Consider the following 25,156-nt stretch of genomic DNA (forward strand, 5'->3'; position numbering starts at 1 on the left):
GATTGCCAAGGGCCTATTTTAGTTCAAGTACACGGTCACGGACCGGGCGCATCCGTAAGTTGAAGAAATCCATGTAATAGTTCTGGTAGACGCGCCAGAGCGACGAATCGCCTTGTTTGGGGAATAAATCCATGCCGCGTGTAACATAGCCTGACGACAGGTCGAGAAAAGGAGAAGCCTGCATGCCGTTTGCATCTGCGCGGGGTGTGGCTATTCGTTTCCCGGAGCGACGCATGTGGTTGCGGAGCCGGCACACATACTTACTGATCAGATCCGCCTTCAGTGTCCAGGAAGAATTCACATAGCCAAATACCTGGCCCAAGTTGGGCAGGTCCGACAGCATGGTACCTCGATAGACGAAGTGCGATGACAAGTCGATTTCCTGACCATCAACGGTCACTGAAGCGCCACCCAGGTATTTCATGTTCAGGCCCGTTGCCAGCACGATGATATCTGCCTCTAAAGCATTCCCGGATTCCAATTGAATTCCGGTTTCAGTAAAGCTGGAGATCTTGTCGGTCACGACTTCGGCGCGCTCTTCGCGAATAGCCTTGAACAGGTCATTCTCCGGGACTGCACACACCCGTTGGTCCCACGGGTTATATCTGGGAGTAAAATGCTTTTCGATATCGTAGTCGGCGCCCAATGCATCACGAGCCTGTTGCAACAGTGCATTGCGGGCCAACTGCGGCCTCCTGCGTGCTAATTGATAGCCAAACATCTGTGCAGCCATCTGTTTCCAGCGGGTAATGCGGAACGCCCAGGTGTTCGGCAGGAACTTGCGCAGGGTTACAGCCCAGGGATCTTCGATTGGATTCGAATAAATGTACGTTGGCGAACGTTGCAGCATGACGGTGTGTTTTGTCTGCTTCGCCAATTCCGGAACGAGTGTTACAGCGGTGGCACCGCTGCCAATGACGACTACTCGCTTGCCCTGATAGTCGAGCTCTTCAGGCCATTGCTGCGCGTGTATGACTTTGCCTGAAAAACTATCGCGACCAGGAAAGTCGGGCGTATAGCCGGCTTCATAATCGTAGTAGCCGCAGCACATCATTAGAAAATTACAGCTAAAGCAAACAGTCTCCTCGGTATCTGTTCGCAGGGCCGTAACCGTCCAGCAGGCGTCTTCTGATGACCAACTGGCGCTGATTACCTTGTGCTGAAACCGAATGTGCTTATCCACGCCAGCCTCCCTGGCCGCTTCGGTGATGTAGTTGCGTATTCGGGTTCCATCCCCCAGAGACTGTTTAGCCAGCCAGGGTTTGGACCCATAGCTGAATGTGTACATATCGCTGTCAGAGCGAATACCGGGGTAGCGAAAAAGATCCCAGGTGCCACCGATAGCGCTGCGAGTTTCCAGCAATGCAAAGCTATCTTGCGGGCATTCACGCTGCAGGTGTCGCGCTAAACCGATACCGGTAAGGCCCGCACCCACAATAAGAACATCGACCCGCTGCGCTTCATTAGTCATATACATCCCTCAGTTGGGCCAATAGATATAGTCATCACCCGGCTCATAAGGCTGACCTCCGTGCTTGTCTATGACCATCGGCCCAGCAATTACCGATGGCCAGATAGGGTCAACCTGCTCTGCGTTGTGTGCGGCCAGCAGGGCTTCGAGTTCTGCCAACTTATCAAGGCGTTGTTCGGCCAGGTTTCTCTGCTCAGTAGGGTCGGCACTGAGATGAAACAGAAACTTTTTCTGCGGGGTTCCAGCCGGTTGATCCGGCTGGTTGGCGCGAATCAGCTTCCAGCCCTCATGCAGAACCGATTGGTGGTGACCGGAACGCCAGAACAGGGTGCGGTGGGGGGGCTCGCTGCGTTCGCCGAGTATAAAGGGAATCAGGTCTACCCCATCTATCTTGCGATCAGTCGGCAGTGCGGCATTCGCCGCGGCGGCGATTGTTGGCATCAGGTCCATGTGATGCACCGCGCGTTGATAGGTTCTACCGGCGGGTAACCTGGCGGGCCATTTGGCGATAAACGGCACGTGCAGGCCGCCCTCGAATTGAGTCATCTTCCAGCCACGATAGGGCGCATTGATGTCAGCTTGCTCGATGATGTGAGTGCCACCGTTATCGCTGGTGAACAGAATCAGGGTGTTGTCTGTAAGCCCGTTGTCGGCCAGGGCCTTCGTAACTCTGGCAACGCTGCGATCCAGTGAACGCAGCATGGAGGCGTATACCCGCAGGCCGTGCTCTTCAATATGCGCCAGTGATTGATAATCTTCGCGACTGGCCTGTAGTGGATTGTGCGGACCCCAGTGTGCAAGGTAGAGGAAGAACGGGCGATTTCGGTTGGCTTCAATGACTTTAACCGCCTCATCCGTGTAGTAGTCGGTCAGGTATTTCGCTGGTGCGAACTCTTCACTACCGTTGAAGCGCGCGGAGAATTTTCCGGCAGCCCAAACCATTCGGTCAGTGACATCGTGCGGAAATTTCTGGTTGACCACATTGGGATCGTCCTCAGGCAAATACAGGAGGCCGCTGAGCTCAAGGCTGTCGTCGAAACCCTGTTGATTGGGTGCCATATCGCCTTCCGATCCGAGATGCCATTTGCCGATATGCGCCGTGTAGTATCCGCTATCGCGCAGCAGTTCGGCGACCGTGATCTCGTTTGCGGGCATACCCGCCTCGTAGACTCCAGGCATGGCATCAGCTCTTTCAGCGTCGATGAAGCCCGGTAAGGCGCCTGGATTCTGGTCAAGCATCCATTGGGATATGGTGACACCGATTTTGGGGAAAGGAGTAAACTCATAGCCAAAACGGGTGTTGTAACGGCCTGTCATGGAAATGGCGCGGGAAGGGGCACAGATGGCGTTACCCGCGTAACCGTTGTCAAAACGCACGCCTTCCGCAGCCAACGCATCGATATTGGGCGTCATCAGGCTGCCATCGGCGGCACCGCCGTTGTACAGGGAGATATCGTTAAAGCCCATATCGTCCGTCATGATCAGAACGATATTGGGTGGACGTTGCTCTACAGGCAGCGCGGCAATATCGGGGCCCGCAGACCATTTAACCGGCCGGTTCGGCGCCACGGGGGAGGAAAGCGCCGTCAGCCTGGGCATGGCCCAGACCAGTAGGTCGACGCGATTTTGCCAGCCGATACCTGCGGTGACTGCAACCAGTAGCAAAGCGACAAAGAGTTTTCTCATGTCGAGGATTGAGCCTCCAGAACACTACGTGCTTGCCACCAACCCACAGCGCAGCCGATCAAGCCCAGCAGCAGAGCCAGCACTAGCCTGGGATCGCCCAGGTAATTGAACGGGGCAACGGGAAAGGCGATGGTTTTAGCCAGCGCGGCCACCTTGAATTCGTGCCTCCCAGTAAACTCCGGATTGGTTGAGATCTCGATCATGTCGCGTCGACTACGGTAACGAACACCAGCGGCTCCGGTCCATGTCTCCATGCCATCTGCATTCATGATATCCATAGCCCGGTCGGACACGGCCTGGCCCTGAAATACGGGATGACTAGCCCTGGACAGCATGGCCGGGAACATATATTCCATGTATTTTGCCAGTACCTGATCGGTGGTCTCACCGGGCTCCACCCCTTCGATCTGCAAGGGCGTGTCGTTCATTTCCATGATGTTGATCATCACGAAATCATTGCCGTCATCGTCTTCCATGAACTTGCGAAAACTGGCGAGTTCCTCGGGTTTTGCTTCGACTTTCTCGAGATAATGGTCGATTTCCTGCTGGGTAAGTGGCTCCTTGAACGAGGTATACCAGCTGAAAAATGCGACGTAGATTACCGATATTATTAGCCATGTCCACTTGGTGACTGTCACGAATACTTCTCCACTAAATGTCTGCGCAAGTAATAATTACTGACAGGATCAATTATTTGATCAGGAGACTATATTATTAGCACTGCCTGTGTCAAAATAAAAATAGCGCACGGGCAGGCTTACGCTGCAACGGTGGCCGGCAACGCGACACCAATCGCACAAGATAAAAAGGAGTAAGAAATGAGCCATACAAACAGACAGTGGATACTGAAAGAACGCCCTATGGGATTGGTGGGGCCGGAGCACTTTGAGTTGGTGGAGTCTCCTCTGCCGGAACCAGATCTGGCTTCGGGCCAGGTACTTCTCAAGACCCTCATGCTCAGTTTCGAGCCCGCCATGCGTGGCTGGCTGGACGACCGGCCAAGCTACGTGCCCCCGGTCGGAATCGGCGAGCCCATGCGTGCCCCCGGCGTGTGCCAGGTGGTCCGCTCGGATAACCCCCAACTGCCTGAAGGTACGCTGGTGCAGGGAATGGCGAACTGGCAGGAATACAGTATTGGCGACCCCTCGGCCGCTTCATCACCGAGAGCACTACGCGAGGGTATGCCACCCAATCTCGCCCTTGGTGTTTTCGGCGGCACCAGCCTGACGGCCTATTTTGGCCTGCTTGAAGTAGGTCAACCGCAACCGGGTGAGACTGTACTGGTTTCCGGTGCTGCCGGTGCCACCGGCAGCGTTGTAGCGCAGATCGCCAGGATCAAGGGTTGTAAGGTGATCGGCATTGCCGGTGGCCAGGAGAAGTGTGCCTGGCTAAAAAACGAGTGCAAGCTTGACGCGGCGATTGACTACAAATCGGAAGACCTGGACAGCCGCCTGCGGGAGCTGTGCCCAAAGGGGGTGGACGTGTTTTTTGACAACGTCGGGGGCAACACACGACAGACTGTTCTGAATCACATGGCGGAGTATGGTCGCATAGTGCTGTGTGGCAGCATCTCGAGCTATAACGACGAAACCCCACCACCCGGTCCAAATAACCTGGATTTGGTGATATCCCGGCGCCTGCGCATACAGGGTTTCGTTATGATGGATTACATGGCTCAAGCGGGGAAAGCTATGAAGGAACTGGCGGGGTGGGTGAACGGGGCGGAAATCGTCTGGCGGGAAGACATTCAGGAAGGTTTCGAAAATATTCCCGCGACCCTGCAGCGCCTGTACACCGGCGCTAACGAGGGCAAGCAGTTACTGAAAGTGGCGGATCCGCAGTAGGGAACTAACTTGGCAGTACCGTTTAATGAATTCCGGTGTCCCCCGTTAATGATGAAGAGCCCTTACGTTTCAGATACATACACTCGACAAAGGGCTCCATGCACCCCACTAGCGACATAGAAATCACGCTCGAATCCAGGACACGCCATCATACCAGCCGCAAAAAGAGTGCCAGTAGCCACTCGCCCCTTTTCCAATCCTGTCTCTAGATCAACTACCACGGCGTCGACAGACTGGTCGGCTAACACATCGTCGAGAATCACTTCTCCTGTGTCCGGGTAATAGAGTGCTTGGTTGGAGTTGGCTATGTCGCGAACCCACAGTTCGGTAAAGTCGCCAGCGCCGTTGAATCGCCACGCTCCAGTTTTTCGATTGAGCGTATCAAAGGCCATCAAAATGCTCTTATCCTGCACATAAAGCGCTGAAGCCGCTTGGCCCCCTGCAGGCAGACCGAAGGGGGTAAGTACATCCGATGAACTGCTGTCATGTGTTGAGACTCTGTGAACACGTAATGGAGCCTGATTCAGAGGAGAAAACGCGATGGGCTTTGTGCCGACAGGGTAAGCACGCATCATGGACTCAACTGGAGGAAGATCACCCATATCCATAAACCATACGCTGTCATCACCAACAGTGTTGCACCAAGCAAAGCCCTGATCCTCGCCGGGCAAGTCATAGCAAGCACTCCAGTTTGGATCCATGCTTAGATGTCGGTCCTTGTAGATGAGTCGATGAACATGGGTAGGAGTTGTGGCATACAGACTGTCCCAGTCCTTCCCTGGATCAATGCAAAAACGTCCTATCGAGGACCCGACAAACTCGAAAGTATCCAAACACTCGAGATTGCCCGGGTCAAAAAGGGTGAATACGGAATTTCTGCTTGGGTCGTGTTCCATGCTGCGCGTAACCATCATACCGTCCGACAAACGCATCACGCCGTTATGCGCTTGATCTACAGGAAGTTCCATCTCAGCGACTAGCTCAAGATCAAGATTAAGCTTGTGGATGTACCGACCAAACCCGGTAATGATAGTGCCATCTGTGAGTACACCCGCGCCACCACACCAGTTGTGCCCCCCTGTAGCCAACTCTGGTGAGGTGTTAATCGTATCCAACGTATTTGGGTCAACCTCCTCAACCCAGCCAAATGAAACATCAGGCTGTCCTGGGGTAGAGCAACCAAATACGAAAAGCCTACCATCAACATCGAACGTGGCGATAACCCACCGTCCAGCTGAAAATTGGCGTGATGTAATGGCTAATCTCTCATTGGGCTGAATATTCAGCCCTGGACTCCGAGCGTGCTTCTGGCGCCTGACGCCACCACATTCTACTGGGTAGTTCGAATTCTGATAGTACCCGGCGGTCCCCAGCTGAAAATCCTGTAGCGTCATGTTCTTTCCTCGGTTTGGTTACAACGTTGTTCGGTAGGCAACAGCTATCACTATCAGCAAGGCGAGTACCGCGAGGAGTAGTTTCCCGGATAGTGTGCTTGCCAAAATCACTGCTCCAATTTGGATCTGCAAAATGTTTGCGTTCAAAGCTTCAACTGACTGGACAATTTAGTTTATCAAGAGACTACACTAATAGCACTACATATGACAATATGTAAAGTAAAGCGTCGGCAAGCTTACGCTGCAGCGGTGGTCAGCAGCTCGACGCCAATCGCACAATATTGAAAAGGAGAATCAGATGAGCCATACAAACAGACAGTGGTTACTGAAAGAACGCCCTATGGGATTGGTGGGGCCGGAGCACTTTGAGTTGGTGGAGTCTCCTCTGCCGGAACCAGATCTGGCTTCGGGTCAGGTACTTCTCAAGACCCTCATGCTCAGTTTCGAGCCCGGTATGCGTGGCTGGCTGGACGACCGGCCTAGCTACCTGCCCCCGGTCGGAATCGGCGAGCCCATGCGTGCCCCCGGCGTGTGCCAGGTGGTTCGCTCGGATAACCCCCAACTGCCTGAAGGTACGCTGGTGCAGGGAATGGCGAACTGGCAGGAATACAGTATTGGCGATCCCTCGGCCCCTTCATCACCGAGAGCACTACGCGACGGTACGCCACCCAATCTAGCGCTGGGTGTCTTAGGCGGTACCAGTTTGACTGCCTATTTCGGGCTGTTTGAAGTAGGCCAGCCACAGCCTGGAGAGACTGTTCTGGTTTCCGGCGCCGCCGGGGCCACTGGCAGTGTGGTGGCACAGATTGCCAGGATCAAAGGCTGCAAAATCATCGGCATTGCCGGTGGCCGAGAGAAGTGCGAATGGCTAGTCGATGCTTGCAAAATCGACGCGGCGATAGACTACAAATCAGAAGATCTGGACGGTCGCCTGCGAGAGCTGTGCCCAAAGGGCGTCGACGTGTTCTTCGACAATGTCGGAGGCGAAACTTTACAGACCGCTCTCAACCACATGGCGGACTTCGGTCGGATTGTCGCCTGCGGTTGCATCTCCAACTATAACCATGAGAGTCCGCCGCCGGGGCCAAACAACCTGAACTTGGTGATATCCCGGAGCCTGCGTATGCAGGGCTTCGTGATGATGAATTACATGGCTCAGGCGGGCAAGGCCCTGAAGGAGCTCTCTGGATGGGTGAATGCCGGGGAGATCGCCTGGCGGGAGGACGTCCAGGAAGGGTTCGAAAATATTCCCGCAACGCTGCAGCGATTGTACACCGGCGCCAATGAGGGTAAACAGTTACTGAAACTGGCCGACGTTCAGTAGAGCCTCATCCGTATCTTCAGTTCATGCCCTGATGCGTCAATGGGCCTTGGATTTTCGAACTGCAAGGTACAGCAGTACTGCTAGTGCTATAAGCGCGGGAACCGCTCCTGCGAAGGCCGGGGGCGTGTACGTATAGTGATCGGGGGTCAACGGATGCATTATCTGCACCATGCAGATAAAGAACTGCTGCATCAGCATAAGCGCTAGCATCAGCGGGATCAGGCTGCGGTAACGCCAAAGCACCAGGGCATTGAGCGCCGCGAAACTCATTTGAAACGCTCCTCCGCCCGATTGCAGCATGTAGATGACGTCGTTTGGATTAGGCGTGCCTTCAAAAATTATGATACTGGCGATGGAGTTTATTCCCCCGTCGGGAAGGAGGAGATGAACTGTGCTACGGAAGAACCCAGCGGCAACGAAAAGACAGAACCCGTAGAAAGCAATGGCCCCACCACGGTACTCGTTGTCGGCCGTTTTGGGAAAAATGATGTCGAGGGTTGATGTCATGGGTTTTTCCTCTTCAGCTGTGAGTTCCGGGTGATATTCTGTTGTCGCTAGTTTGGTTAGCTGGAGCTCTTTCCCAACGCTATCGCCTCTTCTTCATACTTTTTATAAGACGACTTCACAAGCGAGTGATTTAATATACATTCAGCAACAAGCTCGTTACTTTTTTCGTCGTATACCTTTGTCAATGTCCAACTGGATTCTACACGACGGCTTTCGGCTAAATGAATGACTTCACGCTGTAAGCGGTAAGGGTGATTAACGAACAGAGGCCCCTTTATCAATTTAATTTCCTGATCGACAAATAATCCAACGGCGGGACCTTTGCGGGGTATTTCGGCTTCGCGGGCGGAATATTCAGTGAGCACACTGATCATTTCAAACGGGATTATCGCTTTCCCCCAGGGGGACTGGCTACCGCCCGCATTTGTGTACCAGGATGATGGTTCGGTCATTCTCTCGACTTTCTCATTCAGGCTAAACGGATAAAGATCACCCATTTGTTGATCAAAACCCATCACCACATGTTCATCCTGTTTGCCTTTCATGCCGATATGTTGCTCTGCCAGAATCACCAGCTGCTGCGAAGGGCGTAGCCTGGCGCGGCGGCGATCCAGTTCAGATTCCGGGTGATTCGGGCCGATACAGGCACTGCCTTGCAAAACCGGGGTGCCATCTTTTTTTTCAGCCCAAATTACCGCGCTTTTTTTATCGTCGGCAGGTGTCGCGAAAGCGCGAACTTCTTCGCCTTCGATCACCATGTTTTGGTAGTGAGCACTGATGCAGCCGTTTTCAAACCAGGCTTTACCAAACAACTCAAATAACAGGTGGTCGAACTGACTGAAGTGGGTTGGTCCCTCGATCGGTGCGCCGGAGAACCCTAGATCATTTGCCATGTTGTCATCGTGAATCGACACATGCCCTTCGTAGGTTTGTTCCTGCAACATTTGGCGAGGGTGGCGCAAGGGGCCACAGAGCGTAACTGCTGTTTTAAATGCAGTCATAATTAGCGTTCCCACTTGTAGTGAATTAGTGAACCGTCCCGTTTACTGCGCCACCCAGGCTGCTCTACAAGGATTGATTTAGTCCTATAACCATTAACCCGTGATTGTCAGCAATTTCCGCAGTATCGCCTCACACTCTGATTGTTTCATCAGCCGAGGTACCGGGTACTGCGGGTGAGCTTCTGCGAGCGCACGCTTAGCCAGGTTGGGTATATCCGATGCCCGCAATTGCGCGATACCGGTTGGGATATCCATATTCCGGTTCATCTCCCGCACTTTATCTATAAAACGCAGAGACAAGGTTTCGGTGGGCTCATTATCGCGGCCGATACCGCCGATAACAGCTAGTTTTGCCAACTGCGCCTCACAGTCTTGCCGACAAAAATCGAGTACAAAGGGCAGAATAACGGCATTGGCCAGACCATGTGGCACGCCATACAGTCCGCCGAGATTGTGAGATATGGCATGAACGTAGCCAACCATTGCGCGAGTAAAGGCCAGGCCTGCATGGTGTGAGGCCATGGCCAGGTTTTGGCGGCGGTCCACATCCGTGCCATCGAGATAGGTCGCTTCGAGGTCTCGAAGGATAATTTCCACGGCCTGCTCGGCGTGTAAGTTGGTGTAATCGGAAGCCCAATTGCCAATATAGGACTCCACCGCGTGAGTGAGAGCATCCATGCCGGTGGACGAAGTGATATGTGGTGGCAGCCCAATCATCAGTTCCGCGTCCAATATAGCGTAGGGCGGGACCAAATATGGACTGGCAACACCGAATTTTTCGTGGCTTTCCGGGTCACTCACCATCGCCCCGAGGGAACACTCCGACCCTGTGCCTGCCGTTGTGGGTACTGCGAACAATGGAGATAGCGGCCCGGAAACTTTCATGCCACCTTGCATCTGGATCACGGTCTTCTTGGGGTTACCTATCCTTGCGTTGATAACCTTTGCACAGTCCATGGGCGAGCCGCCGCCGAAGGCGATGATACCGTCGCATTGGTTCGCCCTGTAAATCTCAACGCCCGAGTCAATGTTTGCAATCGTCGGATTGGGTTGCACATCGTCGAATACCGTACAGTCGATACCGGCTTTGTCCAATGCTTGCACCAGCGGGTCGATCAAGCCGATGCCGGTAATGCCTTTGTCAGATACCAGCAATACGCTTCGAACACCCTTTGATTGAATAAGTGCTGGCAGCTTCTTCAGGCTGCCCGGCCCGCTAAGTAGTTCTGGCTCGGGAAGGTCCATTCGGCCCATTATAAAGCCGATAAATTTACTCAAGCATCGAATAAAAAATTTCTTCACCAGCCACATTTGTTTTCCCTCTTCAATCTATTTCTGAGATTGAGCAGGCTGTTGAGAAGCCAGATTCGCTCGTGGTGTTTGGATTGTCTGAATATTATGGCGTAGTATATGCTAATATATATAGCGACACAATGAGAAAGCCTAAAGGGAGCCAACAATGAGCCGGACATCGGATAAGCCTGTCTACACTCTCTATGGCTCCTATGCATCGTACGCAACAGCAAAGCCGCGTAGCTATCTCAGGAAAAAGGGAATTCCTTTTGTTGAGCGTGTACCCGGTACGCCTCGGTTTCGCGAGTACGTACGCAAAACCAGCGATAATCACCGCATCCCGCAGATCGAAACGCCCGACGGTCAGGTGATACAGGACAGCATCGCGATCTTTGATACACTGGAACCGCAATTTCCTGAGCCTCCGGCCTATCCGCCGGGCATTCGCCAGCAAATGGCTGCGCGCCTGTTTGAGTTTCTGATTGATGCCACACTGGGTCGTTCTGCCTGGCATTACCGCTGGAACTACAAGGACGATAATTACGACTTTGTCGGTCGAGAATTCGGCCGTTCATTCTCACCTCATGGTGCCGATGAAGAACTCGCTCATTTCGGTGAGGTGATTGCCGAACGGATGAATGGGTTTCGAACAACTGTTTTCGGTGATACACCTGCTACGTGGCCGCTATTCGACGCGATATATCTGGATGCACTGGGAATTCTGGAGGAACAGTTCCGGCAGTATCCTTATCTTTTTGGTGGTCTGCCCAGCATCGCGGACCATATATTGATGGGCCCGTTATTTGGTCACTTTGGCCGTGATCCGGTGCCCTCTAATATCATGAAGCTAAAGGCCCCGCGAGTATTCCGCTGGACGGAGCACATGAATACCCCTGACATCGTCTCGCCCGAGCATCATGATATTCCCGAAGCTTATCTGGCTGATGATGAGATTCCCGAGGGCACATTGGCATTCTTGCGTTTTTGTCTCGAAACCTATGGTCCTGCTATCGTTAAATCGGTAGAGCTCTACAACAACTGGGCGTTAGACAAAAGCCAGAAATCCTCCGGTGATATGTTGTCCGACAAGCCGAGGGACCACGAACCTGTGATCTGCCAGTTCACCGCGACGGTTCGCGGCACGCCATTTCTTCAATCGGTATCGAGTTACGAGATCTGGGTCATTCAGCGGGTGCTGGACTGGATAGACGCGCTCTCTGACAATGAGAAAAAAGCGTGCCACAGCCTGTTAGCACGCTGTGGCGGAGCGCAAATCTCTGACCTGAAGCTGGAGCGCCGCTTGACCCGGGTTGGGACCTACATGGCATTCGAGTAAGGTGCTGCTCATGCAAGCGGTGAGCTCGACTATTACCGCCTGGCTTAGAATTTGAAGCCCAAATCTGCTCCGTAAGTACGTGGTGCATTGTAGTGGCCCGCAATACTGCCCAGGGTATCGGTAACGAACTGGCCACCGCTGATATAGCGATCGTCGGTGAGGTTGTTACCCCACAAGCGTATGCGCCAGGTTTCGTTGCTCCAAGTGAGGCTGGCCGACAAATTTTCCCGGTCCTGATTGTAGGCTCCGCTGACGCAGCTGCCCCTGTCCTGGCAATACTCTACCGAATCACGATAATTGTAGGAGATCTGCGGTGTCAATGTGCCACCAGCAACCGAGAAATCCATGCGCGCACCCAGTGTATAGGAGTATTCCGGCAGTCTCGGCAGGTCCTCGTCCGAGCGATCAATAGAGCAAACCTCCAGCGGTGCTGTATCCAATTCAATGCAATCCAGCCCCAACTCATTGCCCGCGCCTCCGCCAAGAATCTGGGTGTCGTCAAACTCATCGATGTCACCGTCGTTCAACGTCAGGTTGGCCGTTAGCTCAAGGTTGCTCAGCGGTAGCCAGACAGTCTCGATCTCCAGTCCCATTACTGATGATTCCGCGGCATTGATGGCCGTACCCTGGGGTGCGCCTGTGGTGGGATTGAGCTTGACGCTAGTGAGCTGGCGATCGGTATAGTCCATGTAAAACAAGGCCGTGTTGATGGACAGCGTGTTGTCCAGTGCAACCAGTTTCACACCAAGCTCATAGTTTTTAACTTCCTCAGGTTTGAAAGTGCCCAATTCACCGCTAACCGGGTCGAGCTGCTCTGATACGCCACCCGACAAAAAGCCTTCTGAATAAGTGAGGTACGCGTTGCCGTTATCGACCCAGCCTATGTTTTCGAAGGAGTAGCCCAAGCTGACCATCGGCGTCCAGTCGTCGCTATCCACGGAAACGGTCTGGTCGTTCTGTGGATCGATGGACGCTATCCAGTCGTGCGCGATATTAAAAGTCTCTATGCCCCCAGGCAGAAGCCATGCGCTGACCTCGCCACCGATAACACCCCCGAGCGGTTGTGCCGGTGGATTCCCCACAGTGGCATCGGGAACCAATCGCGTGCGTCTGAACTCGCGCGTTTCATCGGTGTAGCGGATTCCGGCACTGACAGTCCACTGGTCTGCCAGATCCCAGTCAAACTGGACATAGGCGGCCATTGATTCGTTATCCGTCTCAGTATCCAGTAAAGAGAAGTTGTAGAACAGAAAGTTGGTATCGCCGGGCAGTGGGAAAGGCGCGCCGGGAAAGCGGTCCGCACTCAAGGGTCCTTGCCCACTGGCCAGATTTACTGTGCCATTTTCCTCGAAGTAATACAGACCGGTTGCGAAGCTCAGTTTGTCGTTCAAGGTGCTGCCGGTCAACTGGAACTCCTGGCTGAAAATATCGGTCTGAAATCCATCCGTAGCCGGAGTAGAGGCGCCGGCGGTGAGAAGCGCTATACCCACGGCGTCGACGTCAGTGGGCCCTTCGCTCTCGATGTCTCGCCAGGCGGATATGCTCTTGAAGCTCAGGCTATCGCTGAGCTCCCACTCCAGCGTGGCAATACCCTGCCATATCTCTTCCTTTGTATCGGGCGTGAAGTAGTCGTTTATTACATCGTCTTTACCCAGCGCACCGTTATCCGCACAATGCTCCGCGTATGTCTTGCCGGTAGTCTCCAGCAAAAGCGGGGCCAGCTGCTCAGCCAGGAAACCGGCCCCGGGTTGGTCAATCGGATTGCAATCTTGACCAAACCCGGCCTGGTCCGTTTCACTGTAGCTGAGGTTCAGGTCAATAGTGACGGCGTCCGTGGGAAGCCAGCGCAATTGGCCCTGGCCTCCGACGCGATCCTCCTCATTGCGCTCGCTGTCGTCCCACTCGTTGTCGATGTAACCGTCGCGGTGCACAGACCAGGCTGACAAGCGGGAGTTCAGGGTGCCCTCTATCAATGGCACATTGACGGTTCCTTTGAAATCCTGTCTGTCGTAGTTGCCTACGCGGACTTCGAAATCGCCCTCCCACCCGTCCACCGGTCGGTTGGTGGTATAGATGATGGCACCGCCCGTGGTGTTTTTGCCGAACAAGGTACCCTGGGGGCCGCGCACAACCTGTACGCTGGCGAGGTCTACGTTGTCCAGGAGACCGCCCTGCATGCGTGAGAGGTACGCACCGTCGACATAGATACCGACACCGGAATCATAATTGATACCAGGATTGCGGGCACCCACACCGCGGATGTAAATCTGTGCTTGTGCATCGGTTGCCACATCTAAGTTAGGTACCACCCGTGCGAGATCGGACAGATTGCGCAGGCCCTCGGCGCGCAATTGATCGCCACTGAATGCTGTCACTGCCAGTGGTGCGTCCAGCAGGGTCTCCTGCCGTTTACGGGCAGTCACTATGACCTCCTCAAGGCCCACTATTTGTGCGGCGGAAGGCAGGGCCACCATACTCGTGCTTGCTGCTGCAATGGCGGAACAGAGTGCGGACGGCGAAATGGTGGCTAGCATTCTATTTTTATACATAGCTAATTGCTCCTGAGGGAAAATAGGGGGGTTAGATGTGGTGCGATCAGGGTTTGTCTGCGCTGCTGGAGTGATGTCACAGCGGGTCGCCACCCAGCACGGCGGGTGTCTCACAATATGTCGTTAGAATATACCGCTGGTGATCTTCAATCCTCTGGGAAAGAGCCTCTGCAACTACCGGGATCTCTGAATTCATTGCGAAGTACTCCAACGCTTTTTTGTTTTGTCGGGTCAGGGGCATGATCTCGGGGGGAGGGGGCAGTACCGTAATGCTCATTGTCGCCCAGTAGACGTCAGCGGCGGTTAGCGTCTCGCCAACGAGATAGCGAGAGCCGCGCTGTTCCTGCGCTTCGAGGCGGCGATCGATCAGGCTGACTACCGCGGCGACCTTGTCCGGAGCCGCGGTACAAGCCGCCTCGCTGTAACCGTATTTTCTTCCCAGCGGGGTATCGATCAGAATTCTCATATTCCAGACCATCCCGTCCTCGCCCATTACGACAGCGCAGAGGCCGAAGACTTCAGCGCGGAGCTCGAAATCATCAGGAATCAACGAGGGGGAGCCCGTTGCGCCGATTCGTTCGGCCAGTGCGAGTTGCTCACTCCAGACGTTTCTGGGCCGCTCCTCGTTGTGAAACATCGTGGGTAAGCCGGTCTGGCTGGTCAGCTCGTATAGCCTTGCCTGTCGATCCTCGCCGGTGGCCTTGTCGATGCCCATGTGTGGATGCAGTACCCGGATCAGCGGCACGCCTTTCACAAAACAGATGTTCTTGAGGGCCTCAGAATACACAGCCGGCATTCCGGGGACGAAGGTGACCCTGGTGCCGGTTTTCATGGCCGCAGCTTCGTCGAGGCTGATGAACTCTGGGCCGGATGATGTCTGCACTGCATTTGAATGTCGCTCGTTGTTCGACATGATGCGGTACTCTCGGAAGTTTATCGTTATCACTGGCCTCATGTTATAGCATGAGGTATGCTATTAAAGCAATCGCTGCGAAAATATATATCCCGCTGGCTCGAGCGTGTGGATACCCGACGGGCGTTTGACCACCTGGCATAATCAATTTCCCTGGTTCAACCGGCCTTGTCATACATTGTCGGTGACACCGTAATCACTATCAGGAGGCTTTCTTGTAGGGAGGCCTCATGGTCGCGGCAATTTTGGACACGACCTTCGATGTGGTGAAGATTGACTTGGAATGACTGAAGTTCTTGAAGCCATCGTAGCCATGATATGAGCCCATGCCGCTGGGCCCGACGCCGCCGAAGGGCAGGTCCTCCTGGCCTACGTGCATGATGACATCGTTTACGGTAACTCCGCCCGAGGTTGTTCGTGTCAGCACCCGGGTTTCCTCTGCCTTGTCCTCGCCAAAGTAATACAGCCCCAGTGGTCGATCTTTGCTGTTCACATAATCCAGGGCTTCGCTCACGTCCTGGTATCGCTTTACCGGGAGTAAGGGGCCGAAGATTTCGTCTTGCATGATTTGCATGTCTTCGCTGGGGTCGAGTACCAGCGTGGGAGGGATGCGACGGTGCTCCTGCTGAGAGAAATCTTCTTTCGCGGGGTTAAGTTCAGCCAGGTTGGCACCTTTTGCCTTCGCATCGTCAAGGTAGCCCTGCAATCGCTGGAAGTGGCGCTCGTTAACGATGCTGGTGTAGTCGGGATTATCCTTAATCGTTGGGAACATCCTGGCAACGCAAGCACGCGCATGTTCGACAAATTCATCGCGGCATTCTTCCGGTAAATAAACGTAATCCGGTGCCAGACAAATTTGCCCGGCGTTCATGGTCTTTCCAGCAATGATATTGGTTGCGGCGAGCTTGAGATCCGCAGATCGACCGATAATCACCGGTGACTTGCCACCGAGTTCCAGTGTTACCGGAACCAGATTCTCTGCTGCCGCCCTCATAACATGTCTGGCGACCGATGTCGCGCCGGTGAATATCAGGTGGTCGAAGGGAAGGCGGGAAAAAGCGCTGCCAACTTCAGGGCCGCCGGTAAATATTGCGACTTCCTCTTCGTCAAATTCCTCGGCGAATACCCTTTTCATCAACTCCGATGTTTCTACCGTGAATTCAGATGGCTTGATCATGGCGCGGTTGCCGGCGGCGAACACTCCGGCTAGCGGGCCGAAAGTGAGTTGAACCGGGAAGTTCCAGGGGCTGATGCAGCCGACCACGCCAACAGGCTGGAATTCGAGGCGGGCGCGCGCTCCAAGCAGGCCCAGGGGGAACATAACCTTGCGTTTTTCAGGCTTCATCCAATTTTTCAGATGTTTTCTGGCGTACTTTAATGGCTCAATTGAGCCATCAATATCTGTCTGTTTGGACAGTTCGCGAGAGCGGTGTCCAAAGTCGGCGGCCATAGCGTCGCCGAAACGGGGTCCATGTTTCTTGAGTATGTTTATCGCCCGATCAATTCGATCTATTCGTGTTTCGGCGCTGACAACACCTTCTGTCAAAAGGGCTTTTCTTTGCCGGTCCAGTGCTGCCTGCATGTCTTCATATATCGGCTCTGCCATGAAGTTCTCCCGTGCTTATTTGAGTTGAATACTTAGCGAGATCACGCGCATTTGAGTGCCTCTTTCACCGCGATGCGACCTGCCATGGTCTTGGGCATAGCGGCCAGGACATATATTGCTGTGACCCGTATGGTGAATCACCATGGTCATAAACATCTCTTTCAAAATCCATGATACTGTAATAAAATAGCATTGCATATGCTATAACTATTTTTGCATAGTAGGGCTGGTGTGGAGAGAGACACTGATACATCGGCCAGGCACAAAACTGGAAGAGAAATGAAAGATTCAAGGAACATACAGTTGATTGGCGCGGTCGGCTCGCCCTATACCCGCAAGATGCTTTCCCTGCTTCGCTACCGCAGAATCCCGCACAAAATCACCTGGGGGCAGCCGGAGTTGGTAATTCCCACCCTGGGGCTTGAGCTGCCAAAACCGGTACTGCTGCCAACATTCATATTGCCGGAAGCCAACGGCGATTTGAAAGCCGTGACCGATTCCACACCCATAATCAGGCGATTGGAAGCCATGAGCCCGGATCGCTCAGTTCTTCCTATCGACCCGGCACTGGCTTTTATCGACTATTTGCTAGAGGACTTTGGTGATGAGTGGGTCACCAAATATATGTTCCACTATCGCTGGCACCCTCAAGCAGATGCCGACAATGCCGGCACCTTGTTGCCACTACACTTTCGTGTGAATTTGCCACCCGAGCAGCACGAGCAAATGAAGAACATGATACCCGAGCGTCAGATCAGTCGCCTGTATGTGGTGGGTTCCAATGATGCGACCGCTCCGATTATTGATGCCAGCTACCGGCGATATCTACAGGCGATGGAGGCACACCTGAAGGCCCAGCCCTATATGCTTGGTAACCGGCCCGGTGCCGGTGATTTTGCCATGGTTGGTCAGTTGACCCAATTAGTGGGGTTTGATCCAACGCCCAGGGCTATCGCCCACGAGTTATCGCCACGCACAGTTGCGTGGACGTCACTAATGGAAGATCTCAGTGGTTTGGAGCCAGGTGCCGATGATTGGAATAGTACCAATGAGATGCCAGCTACACTGCGCGGCATTTTGACAGAAGTAGGCAGAATGTATGTGCCGGCGCTGTTGGCCAATAGCCGGGCTGTTCAGGCGGGGGAGAAGACCTGGGAAGCAGAGATCGATGGTGCGCTCTGGACGCAACAGAGCTTCCCTTACCAGGCAAAATGCCTTAAATGGATTAACGAACAGTATCAGGCGCTTGGCACTGAAGATCGAGCGCGTGTCGATGGCATTCTGGCGGGTACCGGATGCGAAGCTCTGCTTCTGGGGAATGTGTGATGGGCCACGGTACTAAACCATACTTCGCGACTTGCGATAGAAGCCGTTCGAGCCAGAAAATATCGGTACGAGACAGTAACAGATAAGGAGATGCAAGAATGGGTTTTGAGATAAGTGAGAAAGTTCAAAAGATCAATGCGCAACTCGAAGCGTTTATGCAGAAGCATATTTATCCCCGTGAGCACGACATGGCCGAATGGTGTCTGGATCCGGGAAATTTGTGGCAAACACCACCCTGGTTTGACGAGCTGCGTGAGCTGGCAAAAGCCGAGGGCCTGTGGAATCTGTTTCTGCCCCACGAGTATCAACCCTGGAGCCCCGGCTTAACCAACGTGGAGATTGCGCCGCTGTTTGAAACGATGAGCAGGGTGGTATGGGCGCAGCCAGTGTTTAACTGCAACGCGCCGGACCGGGGCAATATTGAAGTGCTGGCCAAGTACGGCACAGCCCAGCAGCAGGAACAGTGGCTTGAACCACTGTTGGCTGGCGAAATTCGCAGTGCCTATGCCATGACAGAGCCCCAGGTTGCCTCCAGCGATGCCACCAATATGGAGCTGGAAATCAAGCGCGATGGCGATGAGTACGTGCTCAACGGCCGCAAGTGGTGGACCACTGGAGCCGTCAACCCACGCTGCAAGGTCATGCTGGTAATGGGCAAGTCCAACCCGGAGAACCCTCGCCATAGTCAGCACTCAACCATTCTGGTGCCCCGTGACGCCCCGGGGATAACACTGGTGCGGCCGCTTCGCGCCTTCGATAACCTGCATTCGCCCGGCGGTGAAGCGGAGCTGCTGTTTGAAAATGTGCGCGTACCGGTGAGCAATATGATCAAGGGCGAGGGCTGCGGCTTTGAAATTGCCCAGGGTCGCCTCGGTCCCGGCCGCTTCCAGTATGCGATGACGCTGGTGGGGAACGCGCAGCGCTGCCTGGAATTAATGTGCGCACGCGCCGATGAGCGTGTGGCCTTCGGTGAGAAATTGAAGAAGAAAACCAGCGTTCAGCACGAGATTGCCCGCTGCCGTTGTGATATCGAGCAGGCTAGGCTGCTGACCATGCAGGCCGCCCACGTGATGGACTCCGAGGGTGTGGAAGCGGCAAAGCCCTACATCAGCATGGTTAAGATTGTTGCACCGAACATGGCACAGCAGGTGGCGGATCGCGCCATGCAGGTGTTTGGCGGCATGGGTGTTTGCCAGGATACGTTGATACCCGAGGTCTTCACCCATGCCCGAATCTGCCGTATTGCTGATGGCCCGGACGAGGTGCATATGTCACAGTTGGCGAAGCTGACAATGCGCGAATTGGCAAGCTGATATGGGTGTCCTGGCTTACTCCCGCGAAGTGGTACGGGTTCTGGTGGAGTTCGCGCAGATAGTACCGGTTTTAGCCGGTAAGAAACCTAAAAAGGGAGATAAGGCATCGCTGGCTACTGTATTTGAAGATTCGGTGGCCCGTAGGCCACAAAATATGATGCTGCTGTTTGAGGGGCGTCAGTGGACTTACAGCGAATTCAACGCCGAGGTTAACCAACTGGCGCATCTGCTGCAGGCGCGGGGCGTCAAACGGGGTGACTGCGTGGCGGTGCTGATGGAAAATCGCGCCGAGTTCATTCTCGCCCTGTTGGCGCTCGCCAAACTGGGCGCGCCGGGTAGCCTAATTAACAGTAGCCTCAGCGGCAATGCCCTGGTGCACTGCCTCAAAGAGACCAGCACAAAGAAATGTATTGTGGGAGCCGAGCGCACAAACAGTCTGGCTGAGCTTATGCCCGAACTGGCGCAGGGCCTGAATTTGCAGGCAGGTCGTGACTACTTCTGGGTGCCCGAGGTGGGCGAAACTGCCGATAATAATGGCTGCCCGGACTGGGCCGAAAATATTGCCCTTGAGATGGCGAGCATGCCACAAGACAATCTGCAGGTAACGCGCGAGATCTCCGCCACCGAGACAGCGATGTATGTCTTTACCTCCGGTACTACCGGGCTGCCGAAGGCGTCGTTACAGCCCCATTTTAAATATCTTGTGGTAGCTCGGATGATGAGCAAGCTCGGTTTTCAGGTCAAACCCAGAGACCGGCTGTACCTCTGTCTGCCGCTGTACCACTCCACGGGTATGATGCCCGGGCTTGTTAGCTTTATGGCACATGGGGCCTCGATTTTTCTGCGGCGCACCTTTTCAGCCTCGAACTTCTGGCCTGAGGTGCAAGAATACCAGACCAATTGTTTTGTCTATGTCGGTGAACTGTGCCGTTACCTGGCGGATCAGCCGGAAAGTGCTGCCGAGAAAAACAACCCCCTGATGAAAATGATGGGCAATGGTCTGCGACCGGATGTGTGGGACCAGTTCAAGGGCCGCTTTGGCGTGCAGCGCATTTGCGAGCTCTACGGCGCCAGCGAGGGTAATTTCTCGTTTTTGAATGTGTTGAATAAAGATAAAACGATTGGTGCTGCACTGAGTCCGGTTGCTCTGGTGCAATACGATATTGAGAACGAAAGCATTGTTCGCGATGGCGAGGGACACTGCATCGAAGTGCCGCTGGGTGAGCCGGGTTTATTATTGGGTAAGATCACGCCCGAAACTGAATTTGAGGGCTACACGAACCCCGAGGCGACGAGCAGCAAGATTGTGGAAAATGTCCAGACCGATGGTGACCGCTGGTTCAATAGCGGCGATCTGGTGCGGCAGATCGATGTCGGTTTTGCCATGGGTATGAAGCACTTCCAGTTTGTGGACCGCACCGGCGATACCTTTCGCTGGCGCGCCGAGAATGTATCTACCAACGAAGTGGCGGAAGTACTCAACGCCCACCCCCAAATTACCATGGCCAATGTCTACGGCGTGGAAGTGCCGGGTGTTGAAGGACGAGCGGGCATGGTCGCCTTTCAGCTAGAGGGTGGGGGCGAAGCGGCAGCGGCGCTGGACATCAATGCATTCCAGGCTCTGGTGGAGCGGGAGCTGCCCGCTTACGCACAGCCGGTGTTTATCCGCGTTCTGCGCAATGTGACGACCACGGCAACGTTCAAGCTGCAAAAAAACCAATTGCGTGAAGAGGCCTATCACCCGGACAGGGTAGATGGTGACACGATCTATGTCCGTAAACCGCGCAGTGACACTTATCAATTGCTGGATGCTGCCTTTTATCAGCAAATAGTGGCTGGCACATCGGGTTACTGATAATCAATGATTATTATTGATGGAGATATCTTATGAACCTTTTTGATTTAACCGGCAAGGTCGCCTTGATAACCGGGTCCTCGCGCGGGATCGGCAAAGCGATTGCAGAGCAAATGGCTGCGCATGGCGCCAGGGTCGTTATTTCCTCGCGCAAGGCACCGGCCTGTGAGGAAGTAGCCAAAGCAATTAATGCGGAACATGGTGACGGTACCGCCATTGCGGTAGCTGCCAGCATCTCCTCCAAAGAGGATCTGCAAAGGCTGGTAGAAACAACGAATGAACAACTGGGTGAAGTGGATATTCTGGTCTGTAATGCAGCCACCAATCCTTACTATGGTCCGATGGACGGCATCTCTGACGAGCAATTCAAAAAAATTCTCTCTAACAATGTGATTTCCAATCACTGGCTTGTTCAACAGGTTGCTCCGGGTATGCGTAAACGCAAAGAGGGAGCCATCATCATCGTGTCCTCCGTTGGCGGCATGACAGGCAGCACGACAATTGGCGCATATAACATATCCAAAGCGGCTGATTTCCAACTCGCGCGTAACCTGGCGGCGGAATTTGGGGCCGATAATGTCCGTGTAAACTGTATTGCGCCAGGCCTGATCAAAACAGATTTTGCCCGTGCTCTTTGGGAGGACCCGCAAATGCTGGAACTTGTTACGGCAACAGCGCCTATGAAAAGGATCGGGTTGCCGGAAGAAGTTGCCGGGGCCGCGGTATTTCTCGCTGCACCCGCGGGTAACTTCATTACGGGACAAATTATTGTCGTCGATGGTGGTGTCACAAGCGTCTGAAAGGTAGAACCTCTGTTTAACGACGGTCCGCCAGCCCACAGCGCCGTGGAAAAAAAGGACCAGGCCAATGATTGAGCTCGAAAAAGACGACAACATTCATGTCGCTACCATGAATAACAATGAGAACATGATTTCGCCAGAGTGGCAGGATCGAATGTTGGAGATTCTCGATATAGTAGAGAGCGATTGCTCGGCCGGGGCCGCTATGGATTCCGCGACCGAGATTCAGACATGGACATCGGATTGTTGTTGTCTCTCGCCCACTCAATGATACGCTTATGATGGTCATAAAACTGCCAGGAGGACATCAAGTCGCAAAACTGCTGTTGCAGTGGTGTTTTAGATTTTGACTTGCTTGATTTGAGATCGAGCACATCATAGTACTCGGTAAGTGCAACACCGCTAGGTACCGCCCTGAGTGATGAAGGAAGGTTTTTCTTCGCGAGCTTCACCAATAGATCATGCCAGGAGTTTGTTGCGCGCGCTGCGACATATAAATTGATGCCATTCCCAATTACGAGAGCAATATCGGAGCGATGTCTTCGGAGTAATGTCTTAATTTCCACTTCGGCTTCTACCCTAGCTGTTGACGGATCTTATTAGCGTGTCCGGCAAATGTTCGCTTACCTTGACGGCCTGATCCAGTCTTGTGTGCCGTTAATGTCTTTCGGTTCCAGGTAGGCCCCCCCAAGTGGTTGTATACGATGATTATGGCGTGTCGTGTAGACGTCGATAGACCCTACTGCGTTGTTTGATTTTGTTTAGCGGGCTCCATACATTTAGCATTAGTCGGTCTTATCGATCTATTTATATACATCAAAGTTACCATATGAACTATATTAATATATCAGGTGCTGACAAAGATGAAACAATGATCTATTATTATATATAGCGTAATCTTTTTGATCTATAATAGTAGATAGACGGTGAGGGTATGGAGACGATAGGCGAGATCGCGAGAATAATCAGGACCGCCCGTGAAGCTAAGGGCCTGAGCCAGCGCGCACTCGCAAAAATCGCGGGGGTGCCTCAGAGTCATATCTCCAAGATCGAAAATGCCGGGGTGGACCTCCGTGTGTCGAGTCTGACTCAAATTGCCCGCGCTCTGGACCTCGAACTGGCGCTTGTGCCGCGTAAGGCCGTTCCAGCGGTGAAGTCCATTTTGCGCAGCGCTCAACCCGACTTACCCAGCCTGACGAGCCTCGCTCTGAGTGATGACCTGGCTAAGTTGGAAAAAACTGCCGACAAGATAGCCGAAAAGCTCGGCTCGGTGAAGGAAGCGGCTCAGCTCCAAAGCCGCGTACATGATCTAACGCGGTTTTCCATGCCTGAATCCTTTCTGAGCAACATCAGGGAGCTGCAAAAGGAACTGGACAGGGTTAACAGGCAGCCCGATCTCAAGCGCTTGATAGAGTCACTTAACAGTGTGCAGGCGTTACGTAATGCAATAGCGCATTCTCCGGCGGAGGAAGTCAGGCGAGTGAGCCGATCCGCATACAGTCTGGAGGATGATAATGGCTAATGTGTCTGTGCTGGAGGTCCTCTTATACGGCGAGCCTATTGGTACGCTGACGCGTGTTGAGGGTGATCGCAGCTTATTCGCGTTTAATGAAGAGTACATTGCGGATGAAAACCGGCCCGTCCTAGGGCTGGGGTTTAAGGACAAATTCGGAGAATTGCTGACCGAGTTCAGACCCTATCAAACCCAGGTAATGCCATTCTTTTCCAACCTTCTGCCCGAAGAGCGGCTGCGCGAGTACCTCGCCGAGCGGGCCGCTGTGAGTCCCGAGCGAGAATTTTTCCTACTCTGGGCCCTGGGGAATGATTTGCCAGGTGCGGTGAGGGTCCAGCCTGCCGATGGTGAGGAATGGCCTCCCGAGGCTGGGGAGCCGTTGGACGAGGGGGTAGTGCGCGAGCGTGAAGAGAAAGCACTGCGTTTTTCTCTGGCCGGTGTACAGATAAAATTCTCTGCTGCTGCGAGTGCCACCGGTGGGCTGACCATTCCCGCCAAAGGGGTCGGCGGTTCCTGGATCGTAAAGCTGCCGTCTGATAAACACGATGGTGTGCCTGAAAACGAGTTCTCGATGATGACGCTCGCGCGCAAGATAGGCATGAATGTGCCTGCGCTGGAGCTTGTCGACATTGCTGATATTGGCGGCTTACCGGAAGACGTGGCCGCGATGAAGGGACAGGCACTTGCCATTGAGCGCTTTGATCGCTTGAGCGATGGGAGCAGCGTGCATATTGAAGATTTTGCGCAAATTTTCGGCATTTATCCCAAAGACAAATACAAGAAGGCCAGTATGTTCAATATCGCCAGTGTCATCGCAGCCGAAAGTGATGACGCCGATATCCGAGAATTCGTGAAGAGGCTCGTCTTCAATACGCTGATCGGTAATGCCGATATGCACATCAAGAACTGGTCCGTCTACTATCCGGATCGGCGGATCGCCCGGCTGGCACCGGCTTATGACTTTGTATCCACGATTGCATATTTGCCGGATACTGAGGCGGCACTCACCGTCGGACGTTCCAAGCGCTTTGACCGGTTTGATGAAGACGAGCTTGTGTATTTGGCTGACCGGGTTGGGCTTGCCAAGGCGTTTGTGCTCGATACTGCGAGGGAAACAGTGGAGCTGTTTCATCAGCACTGGGCGGCAGAGAAGAATAATCTGCCACTGTATTCGGATGTGGCAGTAAGGATTGATAGCCACCTGGGAACAGTGCCATTGGCCGCAGTGCCTTGAATCTAGTGAGGGGCAGACAAATATGGCGACCAAAGAAGACATTCTGGAACAGATTGTCGAGGAGTGTACGTCGTCAGCCAACTTGGGACCAATGGGCCCGATTTTTAAGAGACACTTTTCTGCCAGTTGCTTCTCCAGTCTAGCCTGCAAATCGCAGGTTGTGTAATTTTCGCTGGTTCAGCGTGCGGGAT

General features: G+C 53.8%; 20 protein-coding genes. 10 read left to right on the top strand and 10 right to left on the bottom strand.

Translation table 11 applies throughout. The annotated features are described in order from the left end of the window. Positions 1 to 13: 13 nt before the first annotated feature. From EYC87_RS17555 to EYC87_RS17565, 3 genes are read right to left on the bottom strand one after another with little or no spacing between them, the layout of a single operon-like run. The gene (locus EYC87_RS17555; RefSeq protein WP_279254023.1) at positions 14 to 1,471 is read right to left on the bottom strand and encodes a flavin-containing monooxygenase; all 1,458 of its coding nucleotides are present in this window, start codon (positions 1,469 to 1,471) and stop codon (positions 14 to 16) included. A 9-nt stretch (positions 1,472 to 1,480) separates the two neighbouring features. Then, positions 1,481 to 3,157: a sulfatase-like hydrolase/transferase gene (locus EYC87_RS17560; protein WP_279254024.1), complete on the bottom strand. Its 1,677-nt coding sequence runs from the start codon at positions 3,155 to 3,157 to the stop codon at positions 1,481 to 1,483. Further along, positions 3,154 to 3,795: a hypothetical protein gene (locus tag EYC87_RS17565; protein ID WP_279254025.1), complete on the bottom strand. Its 642-nt coding sequence runs from the start codon at positions 3,793 to 3,795 to the stop codon at positions 3,154 to 3,156. Before EYC87_RS17565 ends, EYC87_RS17560 begins: the two co-directional genes overlap by 4 nt. Before the next feature lie 180 nt (positions 3,796 to 3,975). Between EYC87_RS17565 and EYC87_RS17570 the strand changes: the two genes are divergently transcribed. Then, on the top strand, positions 3,976 to 5,001 hold the full coding sequence (locus EYC87_RS17570) for an NADP-dependent oxidoreductase (protein ID WP_279254026.1): 1,026 nt from the start codon (positions 3,976 to 3,978) through the stop codon (positions 4,999 to 5,001). Between the two features lie 62 nt (positions 5,002 to 5,063). Here EYC87_RS17570 and EYC87_RS17575 read toward each other — a convergent pair whose 3' ends face one another. Next, positions 5,064 to 6,395: a hypothetical protein gene (locus EYC87_RS17575; RefSeq protein WP_279254027.1), complete on the bottom strand. Its 1,332-nt coding sequence runs from the start codon at positions 6,393 to 6,395 to the stop codon at positions 5,064 to 5,066. A gap of 298 nt (positions 6,396 to 6,693) precedes the next feature. Between EYC87_RS17575 and EYC87_RS17580 the strand changes: the two genes are divergently transcribed. Beyond that, positions 6,694 to 7,719: an NADP-dependent oxidoreductase gene (locus tag EYC87_RS17580; protein ID WP_279254028.1), complete on the top strand. Its 1,026-nt coding sequence runs from the start codon at positions 6,694 to 6,696 to the stop codon at positions 7,717 to 7,719. A 36-nt stretch (positions 7,720 to 7,755) separates the two neighbouring features. On the opposite strand, the gene EYC87_RS17585 is transcribed toward EYC87_RS17580, so the two are convergent. From EYC87_RS17585 to EYC87_RS17595, 3 genes are all read right to left on the bottom strand, one after another. Further along, entirely contained in the window at positions 7,756 to 8,226 is a 471-nt protein-coding gene (locus EYC87_RS17585; protein ID WP_279254029.1) for a hypothetical protein, read from the bottom strand. Between the two features lie 56 nt (positions 8,227 to 8,282). Continuing rightward, positions 8,283 to 9,227 carry a hypothetical protein gene (locus EYC87_RS17590; protein WP_279254030.1) on the bottom strand — a complete coding sequence of 315 codons (945 nt, stop codon included), beginning with the start codon at positions 9,225 to 9,227 and terminating at the stop codon, positions 8,283 to 8,285. 93 nt (positions 9,228 to 9,320) lie between these two features. Further along, a complete protein-coding gene (locus EYC87_RS17595; RefSeq protein ID WP_279254031.1) occupies positions 9,321 to 10,529 on the bottom strand; it encodes an iron-containing alcohol dehydrogenase in 1,209 nt (402 codons plus the stop codon). Between the two features lie 157 nt (positions 10,530 to 10,686). On the opposite strand from EYC87_RS17595, the gene EYC87_RS17600 reads away from it, so the two are divergent. Beyond that, the gene (locus EYC87_RS17600; RefSeq protein WP_279254032.1) at positions 10,687 to 11,856 is read left to right on the top strand and encodes a glutathione S-transferase family protein; all 1,170 of its coding nucleotides are present in this window, start codon (positions 10,687 to 10,689) and stop codon (positions 11,854 to 11,856) included. Positions 11,857 to 11,900: 44 nt separating this feature from the next. On the opposite strand, the gene EYC87_RS17605 is transcribed toward EYC87_RS17600, so the two are convergent. The 3 genes from EYC87_RS17605 to EYC87_RS17615 all read right to left on the bottom strand — a co-directional run bounded on the left by EYC87_RS17605 (position 11,901) and on the right by EYC87_RS17615 (position 16,924). Beyond that, a complete protein-coding gene (locus EYC87_RS17605; protein WP_279254033.1) occupies positions 11,901 to 14,405 on the bottom strand; it encodes a TonB-dependent receptor in 2,505 nt (834 codons plus the stop codon). Positions 14,406 to 14,481: 76 nt separating this feature from the next. Further along, positions 14,482 to 15,288, bottom strand: a complete 807-nt coding sequence (locus EYC87_RS17610; protein WP_279254034.1) for a glutathione S-transferase family protein — start codon at positions 15,286 to 15,288, stop codon at positions 14,482 to 14,484. 232 nt (positions 15,289 to 15,520) lie between these two features. Next, positions 15,521 to 16,924, bottom strand: coding sequence for a coniferyl aldehyde dehydrogenase (locus tag EYC87_RS17615; RefSeq protein ID WP_279254035.1), 1,404 nt, complete (start codon positions 16,922 to 16,924; stop codon positions 15,521 to 15,523). A 279-nt stretch (positions 16,925 to 17,203) separates the two neighbouring features. On the opposite strand from EYC87_RS17615, the gene EYC87_RS17620 reads away from it, so the two are divergent. From EYC87_RS17620 to EYC87_RS17650, 7 genes are all read left to right on the top strand, one after another. Then, positions 17,204 to 18,250: a glutathione S-transferase N-terminal domain-containing protein gene (locus tag EYC87_RS17620; protein WP_279254036.1), complete on the top strand. Its 1,047-nt coding sequence runs from the start codon at positions 17,204 to 17,206 to the stop codon at positions 18,248 to 18,250. A 98-nt stretch (positions 18,251 to 18,348) separates the two neighbouring features. Continuing rightward, positions 18,349 to 19,563, top strand: a complete 1,215-nt coding sequence (locus EYC87_RS17625; RefSeq protein WP_279254037.1) for an acyl-CoA dehydrogenase family protein — start codon at positions 18,349 to 18,351, stop codon at positions 19,561 to 19,563. Between the two features lies 1 nt (position 19,564). Further along, complete coding sequence (locus EYC87_RS17630) at positions 19,565 to 21,418, top strand: long-chain-acyl-CoA synthetase (protein WP_279254038.1); 1,854 nt, start codon at positions 19,565 to 19,567, stop codon at positions 21,416 to 21,418. A 32-nt stretch (positions 21,419 to 21,450) separates the two neighbouring features. Beyond that, positions 21,451 to 22,218 carry an SDR family oxidoreductase gene (locus tag EYC87_RS17635; protein WP_279254039.1) on the top strand — a complete coding sequence of 256 codons (768 nt, stop codon included), beginning with the start codon at positions 21,451 to 21,453 and terminating at the stop codon, positions 22,216 to 22,218. Positions 22,219 to 22,285: 67 nt separating this feature from the next. Next, positions 22,286 to 22,489 (top strand): hypothetical protein, encoded by a 204-nt coding sequence (locus EYC87_RS17640; RefSeq protein WP_279254040.1) that lies wholly within the window; start codon positions 22,286 to 22,288, stop codon positions 22,487 to 22,489. A 663-nt stretch (positions 22,490 to 23,152) separates the two neighbouring features. Further along, a complete protein-coding gene (locus EYC87_RS17645; protein WP_279254041.1) occupies positions 23,153 to 23,740 on the top strand; it encodes a helix-turn-helix domain-containing protein in 588 nt (195 codons plus the stop codon). Then, positions 23,733 to 24,965: a type II toxin-antitoxin system HipA family toxin gene (locus EYC87_RS17650; RefSeq protein WP_279254042.1), complete on the top strand. Its 1,233-nt coding sequence runs from the start codon at positions 23,733 to 23,735 to the stop codon at positions 24,963 to 24,965. Before EYC87_RS17645 ends, EYC87_RS17650 begins: the two co-directional genes overlap by 8 nt. Positions 24,966 to 25,156: the final 191 nt, after the last annotated feature.

Source organism: Candidatus Seongchinamella marina (genome assembly GCF_026262685.1).
In the GTDB taxonomy this organism is placed as follows: Bacteria; Pseudomonadota; Gammaproteobacteria; order Pseudomonadales; family Halieaceae; genus Halioglobus; species Halioglobus marinus.

Excerpts from the sequence above, each read along its gene's own strand:
- EYC87_RS17555 (WP_279254023.1), bottom strand. The coding sequence starts at position 1,471 with ATGACTAATGAAGCGCAGCGGGTCGATGTTCTTATTGTGGGTGCGGGC.
- EYC87_RS17560 (WP_279254024.1), bottom strand. The coding sequence starts at position 3,157 with ATGAGAAAACTCTTTGTCGCTTTGCTACTGGTTGCAGTCACCGCAGGT.
- EYC87_RS17570 (WP_279254026.1), top strand. The coding sequence starts at position 3,976 with ATGAGCCATACAAACAGACAGTGGATACTGAAAGAACGCCCTATGGGA.
- EYC87_RS17575 (WP_279254027.1), bottom strand. The coding sequence starts at position 6,395 with ATGACGCTACAGGATTTTCAGCTGGGGACCGCCGGGTACTATCAGAAT.
- EYC87_RS17580 (WP_279254028.1), top strand. The coding sequence starts at position 6,694 with ATGAGCCATACAAACAGACAGTGGTTACTGAAAGAACGCCCTATGGGA.
- EYC87_RS17585 (WP_279254029.1), bottom strand. The coding sequence starts at position 8,226 with ATGACATCAACCCTCGACATCATTTTTCCCAAAACGGCCGACAACGAG.
- EYC87_RS17590 (WP_279254030.1), bottom strand. The coding sequence starts at position 9,227 with ATGACTGCATTTAAAACAGCAGTTACGCTCTGTGGCCCCTTGCGCCAC.
- EYC87_RS17600 (WP_279254032.1), top strand. The coding sequence starts at position 10,687 with ATGAGCCGGACATCGGATAAGCCTGTCTACACTCTCTATGGCTCCTAT.
- EYC87_RS17605 (WP_279254033.1), bottom strand. The coding sequence starts at position 14,405 with ATGTATAAAAATAGAATGCTAGCCACCATTTCGCCGTCCGCACTCTGT.
- EYC87_RS17615 (WP_279254035.1), bottom strand. The coding sequence starts at position 16,924 with ATGGCAGAGCCGATATATGAAGACATGCAGGCAGCACTGGACCGGCAA.
- EYC87_RS17620 (WP_279254036.1), top strand. The coding sequence starts at position 17,204 with ATGAAAGATTCAAGGAACATACAGTTGATTGGCGCGGTCGGCTCGCCC.
- EYC87_RS17625 (WP_279254037.1), top strand. The coding sequence starts at position 18,349 with ATGGGTTTTGAGATAAGTGAGAAAGTTCAAAAGATCAATGCGCAACTC.
- EYC87_RS17630 (WP_279254038.1), top strand. The coding sequence starts at position 19,565 with ATGGGTGTCCTGGCTTACTCCCGCGAAGTGGTACGGGTTCTGGTGGAG.
- EYC87_RS17635 (WP_279254039.1), top strand. The coding sequence starts at position 21,451 with ATGAACCTTTTTGATTTAACCGGCAAGGTCGCCTTGATAACCGGGTCC.
- EYC87_RS17640 (WP_279254040.1), top strand. The coding sequence starts at position 22,286 with ATGATTGAGCTCGAAAAAGACGACAACATTCATGTCGCTACCATGAAT.
- EYC87_RS17645 (WP_279254041.1), top strand. The coding sequence starts at position 23,153 with ATGGAGACGATAGGCGAGATCGCGAGAATAATCAGGACCGCCCGTGAA.
- EYC87_RS17650 (WP_279254042.1), top strand. The coding sequence starts at position 23,733 with ATGGCTAATGTGTCTGTGCTGGAGGTCCTCTTATACGGCGAGCCTATT.